The sequence below is a fragment of the Candidatus Magnetaquicoccus inordinatus genome, from assembly GCF_004217665.1.
In the GTDB taxonomy this organism is placed as follows: Bacteria; Pseudomonadota; Magnetococcia; order Magnetococcales; family Magnetaquicoccaceae; genus Magnetaquicoccus; species Magnetaquicoccus inordinatus.
Genome location: NZ_RXIU01000131.1, coordinates 1 through 9938, shown reverse-complemented (window position 1 = coordinate 9938; position 9938 = coordinate 1). Strand labels below are relative to the sequence as shown.

The 9938-nt window shown below is 52.4% G+C and carries 7 protein-coding genes; 6 read left to right on the top strand and 1 reads right to left on the bottom strand.

Annotated features, from left to right (window positions below; translation table 11 throughout):
• Together EJP87_RS18500 and EJP87_RS10355 are read left to right on the top strand one after the other, a co-directional pair.
• The coding region (locus tag EJP87_RS18500) for a hypothetical protein (protein WP_227657571.1) at positions 1-185 on the top strand (185 nt) is incomplete at its 5' end.
• A 353-nt stretch (positions 186-538) separates the two neighbouring features.
• Complete coding sequence (locus tag EJP87_RS10355; protein ID WP_227657570.1) at positions 539-2218, top strand: HD family phosphohydrolase; 1680 nt, start codon at positions 539-541, stop codon at positions 2216-2218.
• 74 nt (positions 2219-2292) lie between these two features.
• Here the strand turns inward: EJP87_RS10355 and EJP87_RS10350 are convergent, their stop codons facing one another.
• Positions 2293-3717 (bottom strand): sigma-54-dependent transcriptional regulator, encoded by a 1425-nt coding sequence (locus EJP87_RS10350; RefSeq protein ID WP_193771286.1) that lies wholly within the window; start codon positions 3715-3717, stop codon positions 2293-2295.
• A 61-nt stretch (positions 3718-3778) separates the two neighbouring features.
• On the opposite strand from EJP87_RS10350, the gene EJP87_RS10345 reads away from it, so the two are divergent.
• From EJP87_RS10345 to EJP87_RS10330, 4 genes are all read left to right on the top strand, one after another.
• Entirely contained in the window at positions 3779-7396 is a 3618-nt protein-coding gene (locus EJP87_RS10345) for a PAS domain-containing hybrid sensor histidine kinase/response regulator (protein ID WP_130471796.1), read from the top strand.
• A 279-nt stretch (positions 7397-7675) separates the two neighbouring features.
• The gene (locus tag EJP87_RS10340; protein WP_130471795.1) at positions 7676-7942 is read left to right on the top strand and encodes a hypothetical protein; all 267 of its coding nucleotides are present in this window, start codon (positions 7676-7678) and stop codon (positions 7940-7942) included.
• 228 nt (positions 7943-8170) lie between these two features.
• Positions 8171-8626, top strand: coding sequence for a hypothetical protein (locus tag EJP87_RS10335; RefSeq protein ID WP_130471794.1), 456 nt, complete (start codon positions 8171-8173; stop codon positions 8624-8626).
• A 623-nt stretch (positions 8627-9249) separates the two neighbouring features.
• Positions 9250-9789 (top strand): S24 family peptidase, encoded by a 540-nt coding sequence (locus EJP87_RS10330; RefSeq protein ID WP_130471793.1) that lies wholly within the window; start codon positions 9250-9252, stop codon positions 9787-9789.
• The last annotated feature ends 149 nt before the right edge of the window (positions 9790-9938 follow it).

Genomic DNA, 9938 nt, shown 5'->3' with positions numbered 1-9938 from the left:
GGTGCGGCGTGCGCGAATGCTTCGCATTCGCTTCTGTAGAAACGCCGCACACTATCAGCAGGGCTTTGCCCTGCACCCACCAGGAGGAGATAATATCCTCCTGGACCTCCCTAATAATTTTCTGGTTTTCAAATGCGATTCCCTGGCAACCAGGGAAAGAATCATTGACAAGAGATGCAGAATAGCGGGAGTCTCGAACGAATAAATATCAATGTTTTCGATAGAAATCAGCAGTATACAGAAAGAGTGACAATAACTGCCAAACAGTAAAATATTCTTTACGGGATTGTGAGATAGATTTATTGGCAGCGGGTTCGCATCGGTTATGGTTGCTCATCGCCTGCAGGCCAAAGAGGTTGGCAATGCTGTTTTCTCTTTCTGTTTGCCTGGCCAGAGCTGTTGTGACATCTCCGATGCCGCTTTATCTTGGATATGGCACCAGGATTGCTCATTTTGTTAAAGGTACCATGCAGGAGGGATGGGGGAGTCTGCATCGGGGCCCAACAGGCATACACAGAATAAAAAAGGTAGCAAAGCCATGAACGAAGGAGATGCACAATCAGTAAGGGATATTGATAACAATGCGCACCCTTTTGATCTGATGGGGCAGTGCAGGAATTGCAAAATTGAGCGGCTGAATGACATTGGTATAGCTCTCTCCTCGGAGCGCAATGCCGAGCGCTTGATGGAACTTATTCTTTTGGGGGCCAAGGAGCTGACTCATGCCGATGCCGGGACCATGTACCGTGTCACGGACAGGCAGACACTCAAATTTGAGATTTTGCGCACCGACTCTTTGGGCATTGCCATGGGCGGCAGTACCGGCATCGCCATCCATTTTCCCGAGTTGCCTCTCTACGAAAACGGCGTGCCCAATTTGCGGATGATTGCGGTCTGTTCAGCCCTGAAAGAGACCACAATCAATATTCCAGACGCCTATGAGACCAAGGAGTTTGATTTTTCCGGAACCCGGGCCTTTGACCTGAAAAACCACTACCACTCCAAATCCTTCTTGACTGTACCTCTGAAAAATCACCTCAATGAGATCATTGGCGTCATGCAGCTTATCAATGCCAAGGATCTCAATAGCCAGGAAATTGTTGCTTTTTCCACCAACGATCAAAAACTGGCAGAGTCTCTGGCCTCGCAGGCTGCTATTGCCCTGACCAATCAAAAATTGATTGCCGATCTGAAAGCACTGTTTGAATCGTTCATTCAGGTCATAGCCGGGGCGATTGATGAAAAATCCCCTTATACCGGTGGACATTGCCATCGGGTACCGCTGCTGGCGGAAATGCTCGGCAAGTCAGCCAGCGCAACCAAAGAGGGGCCTTTGCAGGATTTTTATCTGTCTGAGGAAAAGATGTATGAATTAAAGGTCGCTGCCTGGTTGCACGATTGCGGCAAGGTGGTGACACCGACGGAAGTGGTAGACAAGGGAACCAAGCTGGAAACAATTTTTGACCGTATCCACCTGCTAGACACCCGTTTGGAAGTGGTGAAAAGGGATCTGAAGGTCGCTTTTTTGGAAAAGAAAATTGCCTTGTTGGAAGCGGGTGTGACCGGCGGCCATGCGGCGCTTGAAGAGGCGTTTCATCAGCAGTGTGCCCGTTTGGATCAGGATCGGGAGTTTCTGCGCAAAGCAAATATCGGCGGAGAGTTTATGTCTCCCCAGGATCAGGAGCGGGTACGTGGCATTGCCCGTTCTCTCTGGATCGATCCGAATGGAGTGGAGCGCCCTCTTTTGTCGGACAATGAGGTGTACAACCTGACCATTCCGAAAGGAACCATTACCAAGGAAGAGCGTACCATCATCAACAATCATGTGGTTGCCACCATCCGAATGTTGGGAGCCATCCCGTTTCCCAAACATCTTCAGGAGGTTCCAGAGATTGCCGGCGGCCATCATGAGCAGATGAACGGCAAGGGCTACCCTAAAGGTCTGCTTGGTGAGCAAATGTCCATTCAAGCCCGCATCATGGCCATTGCTGATGTTTTTGAGGCGCTTACGGCCAGGGATCGTCCCTACAAAAAAGGCAAGACGCTGTCTGAATCGTTAAAGATATTGGGTCTTATGAAGGAGGAGGGACATATCGATCCCGATCTGTTCAAGGTGTTTATTGATGAGCGCATTTATCTGGACTATGCCATGAAATATCTGGATCCAGAACAGATCGATAGCGTGAATCCGGCAATGATTCCCGGCTATGTTCCGTGACAGAGTGGATGCGTGCCATGCCGTTGCTACTTGAATCCTTACCGGCAAAAGGGAGGCTGCGTTGCTCTTGTGAATCAGCAACTTTCTGCATTGTCAGAGCCCTTTTTGTTGGCCAGACGGCTATAGAGCGCCTGACGGGTCAGCCCCAGCAAGGCAGCGGCAACGCTTTTGCGTCCTCCGGAGCGCTGGAGTGCTTCCTGGATAAGAATCTCTTCGGCCTCGCGCATGGTGGGAAAACGGTTGGGTGAAATGCGCAGGGGCAGATCATCCTCTGCTGCAAGGGCAATTGTGCTGCGTTGGGCCGGTTGCAGTTGACGAAAGCTCTCCAGGGACATCACATGGCCACGGTGTCTGGCGACGGCATCATAGATCATGGCCTTGAGTTCGCGCACGTTGCCGGAAAAGGGATAGACAGCCAGATGATCGAACAGGGCATGGGGCGGCGTAGGGACTGGTTTGCCCATGGCCAGGGAGGCTTCATCCAGAAAATGGGCCACCAGCAGAGGAAGATCGTCCCGCCGCTCACGCAGTGGCGGCACATGGACATGGTGGAAAGAAAATCGATAAAAAAGATCCTTGCGAAAGCGACCTTCAGCCACCAAATCGGGCAAATGGAGATTGGTGGCGGCAACAATGCGCGCATCGGTACGCAAAACCTGGTCAGAACCCAGGGGGAGATAGCACCTCTCCTGCAGCAGACGCAGCAGCTTGATCTGGGCCAATGGGCCGATGTCACCGATCTCGTCCAGAAACAGGGTGCCCCCGGCGGCCTGGGCTACCAGACCTTTGCGCTCCTTGTCTGCGCCAGTAAAGGCACCACGACGGTGGCCAAACAGGGTATCGGTAAAGACCTGATCATCCAGACCTGCCAGATTTTCCGCCACAAAGGCTCCGTTGCGTCGGCTGGCATCATGGATGGCTCTGGCAAACAGCTCTTTGCCCACGCCCGTCTCGCCGGTGATCAAGAGCGGTTCCGGTGAGCAGGCAACCGCTTCGATGTAGCGGAACAGTTGTTGCATGGAGTGATTGTGCGTCAGTATCGGCGCGAAGGCAGATTGATTTTCCAGCTTGCCACTTTGCAGACGGTCGCGAATGGCCAGCAGTTCGCAACGCAAATTTTTTAACTGCATGGCGTTGCGCACGCTGGTGACAAAACGGTCCGGATCTGTCGGTTTCAGCAGATAATCAATGGCACCCTGTTTCATGCACTCCACTACCCCTTCCACATCCTGAGAGCTGGTCATGACGATGACAGGAATCTCTGGATGGATTCGGTTAATCTCCGGCAGCAGCTCCAGGCCAGAGTTGTGTGGCATAAGGAGATCCAGTACCAACACATCCACCGGAATTTCTGTCAGACGCGAGAGCAACTGTCGATTGTCGTTGAGGATGCTTACCGAGGAAAAGCCAGCCTTGTGCAGCCATAAGCGGGCTGTATGGAGCGTCATCTCTTCATCATCAACCAGCAATACCGCCATGCCATCCTGAGTGGGGCTCATTCTCTTCGCACCTGTTGAAAGAGTTTTGCTGTTTCTACAATAATCACCGGGGTAATCTAACATGAAAATCTTCACCAACATACCCTCCGCACGCACTCCTCTGCTGGTGGGGATAATGGTGTTCCTGACCTTGGTTGTGATTATTGCCTCGTTTTATTTGACCCAAAAAGAAAAATTAAAAAATGAGTTGCAAATTCAGTTGCTTGGTATCGGCAACCTCAAGGTTGATCAGATCAATGCCTGGGTGGAACAATATTATAGAGACGGCGTGTTGTTCAAACAGAGCTCCTTGCTGTCACACACTCTGCAACAATGGATGGTCTCCGCAGATTTTCCAGAAAAGCTCCCCTGGGAGATCAGTACACAACTCTCTTCCAGAAAAAAACTCATGAACTATGCTGAGATTGCGGTCGTGAGTGCGGAGGGTGAAACTCTGTTTTCCACATCGGAAGAGAGTGTGCATGCGCTTGACAAAGAGGAGAAAAATCTTGTGCAGCATGCCTTTGTCAGTGGGGAGATCCTCTTTTCTGCCATTCATGCCGTCAAAAACCGATCGGGAAATTTTTTCATGGAGATGCTGGTGCCACTCTCGGTTGCCGACAAGGAGCGAGCAATCATCGGCTGTGTGGTGATCTTGAGCATTGATGTGCAAAAATTTTTATTTCCACTGGTCAACTATTGGCCTTTTCCCAGCTCCAGCGCCGAGAGCCTGCTGGTTGCCCGCGAGGGCAACGATGTGCTGTTTCTGAACAAACCGCGGCACTGGCCCGGAGAGCCCTTGTCACTGCATTTGCCTATTCCCTCCGGGGAGAGCAGGATTCCAGCAGTACGGGGGATGATGGGGGAAAAAGGGATCATGGAGGGGATGGATTATCGGGGTGTGCCGGTTTTGGCTGCCGCTATTCCTTTGGCCCGCTTGCCATGGATTATGATCGCAAAAATGGATCAAGAGGAGGCCTATGCCTGGCTCAGTTTCCAGACATGGAGTTTTCTGTTTTCTGGTATCGCCACTTTGCTGCTGACCTTGTTGTGGTGGGTTTATAGCATAAAAAATGAGATGCAGAAGGTTATGGATCGTCTCAATCTCTCGCAGCGTATCGCTCTCATGGGCTGCTGGGACTGGGATCCCCATCGCGATCAGGAGAGCTGGTCGCGGGAACTTTTTACTCTGTTTGCTCTGGATGCGTGTCAGACAACTGGCAACCGTTTGCTTTTTCAAAATTTTATCCATCCTGAGGAACGGCAGCACATCGTGCGCGAATTTCATGATTTGTTGGCGCATGCTACCACCTTTGGGCGGGAGTTTCGCATTATCCGGCAAGATGGCAAAGTGCGGTTTGTTCTGGAAAAGGGCTATATTTTTCGTGACCATCGGGGAAAAATCTACCGGGTTCTGGGGGTGCTGACCGATATCAGCGAACGCAAATCAGCAGAGGAGTCTCTGCGCATCGCCAAAAGCGAAGCCGAAGAGGCCAATCATGCCAAAGAGATTTTTCTGGCCAATATGAGCCATGAGCTGCGTACCCCTCTCAATGCCATTGTCACTCTGAGCGAATTGGCCCTGCAGGCCCACTCTGCCTCCATAAAGCAGGATTATATTGAAAAGATACAAAATTCAGCCAAAATGATGTCGGGTATCATCCAGGATGTCCTCGATTTTTTCAAAATCAGATCAGGCAGATTTGAGTTGGAACATCTGCCCTTTTATCTGGAGGATCTGCTCGCCAATCTGGCCACCATTTTGGGGGTGACCAACAAGAAGAGGCTGCGCGTACTCTTTCAGGTTGCCGAGCCGATGCCTCGCTATCTGCGTGGCGACTCCTTGCGTTTGGGCCAGATTCTGCTCAACCTGATCAGCAATGCCATCAAATTTACCCAGCACGGTTTTGTCCTGTTGTCGGTAGAGGTGGCGGAACGCGGCAGCGACAAAGTGCTGCTCTGTTTTACCATCACCGATAGCGGATGCGGCATCACGGAGGCGCAGATGCAACGCATCTTTCAGCCCTTTGCCCAGGGAGACAACTCCATTGCCCGTCGCTTTGGTGGTACGGGTCTGGGGCTGAGCATCAGTCAAAAGCTGGTTGATTTGATGAATGGCACACTGCAAGGCCGCAGTGAACCGGGATTGGGCAGCACCTTCTCTTTCAGCATAACGCTTGATCTGCTTGCCGATCCACAGCCCGCGGAAGAGCCATTTTCCCTGGTCGGACTGCCCGTTTTGCTGGTCGATGACAATCCCCCATACCGACAAATTCTGGTGGAGATGCTTACCTCTTGCGGCATGGTGGTGCAAGTGCTGGAGGAGATGGCTGATCTCTATCGGCAACTGGAGCAGTGGCAGGCAGAGTGTTGCCCCCTGGCTTTGCTTTTCTGGGACAAGGAGCAGTATGCGCCGCTGCAGGTTTTGTGCAACCGTTTTCCTGCTGGCTCTTTCCTCAAATATATATTGCTCAGTGCCGGCGGCAGCAAAGATGCCGATGAGCTGGTACATGCACGCAATCTGGATAGGCTATTGGTCTATCCATTCACCGCCACCATGCTGAAGGATGCCCTGCTGCAGGTGATTGGCAACAGGCCCCGGGCTGCCGTTTTCGAGCTGTCGGAACAGAGCCCCGCATTTGTGGGGGCGCGTATTCTGGTGGTGGATGATATGGAGATCAACCGTCTTCTCGCCCAGGATCTCCTGCAAAAGGAGGGGTGTCAGGTGACCCTGGCCGAGGATGGCTGTGAGGCGGTGGCGCTGCTGGAGCAACAGCCATTTGACCTGCTGTTCATGGATCTGCAAATGGCGCGAATGGGTGGTTTGGAGGCGACCCGGCAGATTCGCAAGCTGCCGGGGATGGCAGCCTTGCCCATCATCTCCATGACGGCCAGCAACTCAGCCGGAGACCGGCAAAGCTGCCTGGATAGCGGCATGAATGACCATATGCTCAAGCCTCTCAATGCCCAGGTTTTGCACAAGATGCTTTGCCAATGGTTGACCAATGGCGAGGTAAAGCAGGCGCCAGAAGGCGTCGCACGGAAGGATATGCAGCGCAGTACCGCTTTGTTGAGCGCCAACCTGCCTGCATTTGATGTGGCCATGGGGTTGTCCACGGTGATCGGCAATCCATTGCTCTATCGGATTCTCTTGCGCAAATTTCGCCAGAGCAATCTGCAAACCGCGGCCAGGGTGTATAATGCCCTGCTGGCAGGCGACCATCCCCAGGCCAAAGAGCTGCTGCACAAGGTGGTTGGTGTGGTGGGACATCTGGGTGGCCACTCCCTGATGCGGGCTGCCAGGAGTCTGGAAAAGGGGCTGTCGCACCACGGTACACCCCTGGATGAGAGCTTGATGGCAAAGTTCACTTCCTTCCAATCCTCCCTGGAAGAGGCTTTGACCCAGCTCCGGCTGTTGGATGAGGCGGAAGCAGATGCCGATTGTACGCTTTTGCCCCTCTTGCCTGCGCAGGAAGAGCGGATTGCGGCTGCACAACTGCTGGAAACATTGGTACTCCAAATCGCCGCCCAAAATGTGATGGAGGGGATCAGTTCGGTGGAGCGCTTGCAACAGCATCTGGCCGGTTCCCAGATGGTGACGGAGGCTGAATTGCTGATGGAGCAGCTTTTTTATTTTGCTTGGGAGCAGGCACAGCAGACCCTGTTGCGCATGCAGCAGGCTTTGGGCAAAAGCCTGTAAAGATTATTTTACAGTAGCCTGTTTTTTGTCATGCTGCGTATCTATCGATGATCATTGCCTGAAATGGTGAAATTTTCCCCCGTGCAGCATGACTCCCTCTCCTCTTGTCAGGAATAGTTGCGCAGTCGTTTTTCTTGATGTCTGTGCTTGGTGTAAATAAAAGGGTGGCATGATTTGTGCTCTATATTTGGTTAATAAGCCAGATAAACCGTAGCACACCGTGCGGCAAGAGCATCGCCCACCAGGTATGGCAATAACCCATCAAAGGAATCGCTGTCGATGATTACATTAGCTATAAACAACTATCAAAACCCGATGCTGTTTCGCTCGGTGACCGAACAGGAAGCCATGACCCATATTTGCTCTTTGCACGATGAGATCATTCAGTCCAAAAAGAGAGCACGGGGTTTGGAAGGACTATTATGCACCGGATCGTATCGGAACACCGAAGGAAGCAAGTTGGCGCGCTTTCGGGATGAAAAGCGGGAATGGCAAACGATCCGCCGTCTGGCCACGCAATCGCGATTGTTGCTGCAATGTGGATAGGGGGGCAACCATTCCAACCAGGTGATCGGTTACGCGCATCCTTTGTGTATTGCATGAAAGGGGGAATCATTGGCAGTTTGCTGATCGCCTGTCTGGCGTCGCTCTATCTCTTTCTGGATCTGCTGCATGCCATTCGTAGCATGATCTGAACAGCGCTGGCAGCCTTTGCAGCAGCGGACACTCTGCCAGGCACCATACCACAACATTATAGAAAAAGGGGTTTACAACATGAGTGACAGTGCAATTTCGGTTGAACCAGCTATCGGGAAGGGTGATACGGCGACCGTCAAGGTAACAAATATTTTGGATCATTATCCACTGTGTCAAGAGGTACATATTGAAATCGGTGATAACGGCTACAGCCTCTGTCACAACCATCATGCGGTGATCGGTGAGTGCATTCTCGATGGCATTCAGGATCTTGGTTCCGCAATGCAGTTGATGGAAAGATATACTACTGGCAACGAGATGCCGATCATCCAACCGCGTTGTTCTCTCTCAGAGGGGAGCAGCCCGCTGCCCTGTTTGGATAAACTGCACAATATAGCGATTTTGATGACGCCACTGCCGAAAGTCAGCCGAAAAAGGGCGAAGCTGAGCAAAGGTGCAGATTTTAATCGGGACAAGCAAAGAGGCAAGAACAATAACGATCTTCGGTTGCAAGAAGGGAGAGCTTGTGAATAAATCGTCGCGAGCAAGCGCATGGGCAAGGCCCAGGCGAATGAGCGACGAGACATATCAAGCCGATTGCGAGGAGCGAATGAGCCAGCAACACCGCCCATGGGCTGCACAGTAGATTTATTCACAAGCTTGGCGCTCCGGGCTTGTTTGAGCAATGCGGCTGCCCTGCAGCGGCTTGCCGATTTCCAATCATCACCTGACCCAACACTCTTCCCCGAAGGGCTGCAGCCAGAGCCCCCCATTCCGACACCGCCACGCGCCTGTCGGTAACCGCAAAAGCTGGCCACAACAAGGAAAACTGCCCTGTTATTCATGGGATTTTCTCCTTGTGTGGCATGCACCAGCACCCCGCTACAGCAAGTGCAATCTTGATCATCGATTTCCCCTTTGCGCAATATTCGAGGCGCGTTTGACCGACCATTGTTTTATTGTTTATCCGTGACTGTGCATTGATCTTGCCAGTAGGGATGGCGCTTGTGCGGGGTTCTGTGGTGGCGGATCCCATTTTTTTTGTGGTCGATGGTTGGCTTGCTTGACATCATCAGCGCGCATGGGGAAGATAGCTGGGTTGCAATAATAGCCATAAATCGCGGCTGAGTTTTTCTGTGGCAAGGGAGGAGGGCAGGATGAAAGTCGAATTTGCAGAGGAGAGCGCACTGTTTGGAGGTTTGCCATTTTTCGCAGAGCAGGAGGGGCCGTTGTGGCAGCCGCTTGGCGCCAGTGCAGCCGCCAGTGATGAGCGGATCTCTGACTTTGTGCTGATTCCGCATATTCGTGCCGAGGCCAGTCTGGGAGCGGGTGCGGATTGCTATGCCAACGATGATATTATCGGCCACTTGGCGTTCAAGAGTGTTTGGTTGCAGAAAAAGCGCCTGAATCCAAAATTTTTGGCACTGATTGACGCAGTTGGTGATTCCATGGCCCCGACCATCGGCGATGGGGATCTGCTGCTGGTTGACCTGCGGCAGAAGGAGCCGCTGGATAACCGGATCTTTGTGATTCGCATGGACCAACAGCTCTACGCCAAACGTCTGCGTTTTCAGCCCGGAAACAAGCTGGTTATCCAGTCGGACAATCCTCACAGCCCGGCCTTTGCCATGGATAGGGCAGAGAGTGCGGGTGTGGATATTCTTGGCCGTGTGGTCTGGGCGGGCAAGGATTTGTGAGAGGGGCACAGCGCCCGCCAAACAGTGCACAGCAACATTGCTGGAGAGATCTTTGCGCATTTAGTAACTATCCACCACCCAAAACTATTGCGGGTCCAGGGAGGGCACCTCCCTGGCCGGGTCCAGGGATGGAATCCCTGGGATTTTGT

Bases quoted from the DNA above. Each gene is read 5' to 3' on its own strand.
- EJP87_RS10355 (WP_227657570.1), top strand. From the start codon at position 539: ATGAACGAAGGAGATGCACAATCAGTAAGGGATATTGATAACAATGCG.
- EJP87_RS10350 (WP_193771286.1), bottom strand. From the start codon at position 3,717: ATGAGCCCCACTCAGGATGGCATGGCGGTATTGCTGGTTGATGATGAA.
- EJP87_RS10345 (WP_130471796.1), top strand. From the start codon at position 3,779: ATGAAAATCTTCACCAACATACCCTCCGCACGCACTCCTCTGCTGGTG.
- EJP87_RS10340 (WP_130471795.1), top strand. From the start codon at position 7,676: ATGATTACATTAGCTATAAACAACTATCAAAACCCGATGCTGTTTCGC.
- EJP87_RS10335 (WP_130471794.1), top strand. From the start codon at position 8,171: ATGAGTGACAGTGCAATTTCGGTTGAACCAGCTATCGGGAAGGGTGAT.
- EJP87_RS10330 (WP_130471793.1), top strand. From the start codon at position 9,250: ATGAAAGTCGAATTTGCAGAGGAGAGCGCACTGTTTGGAGGTTTGCCA.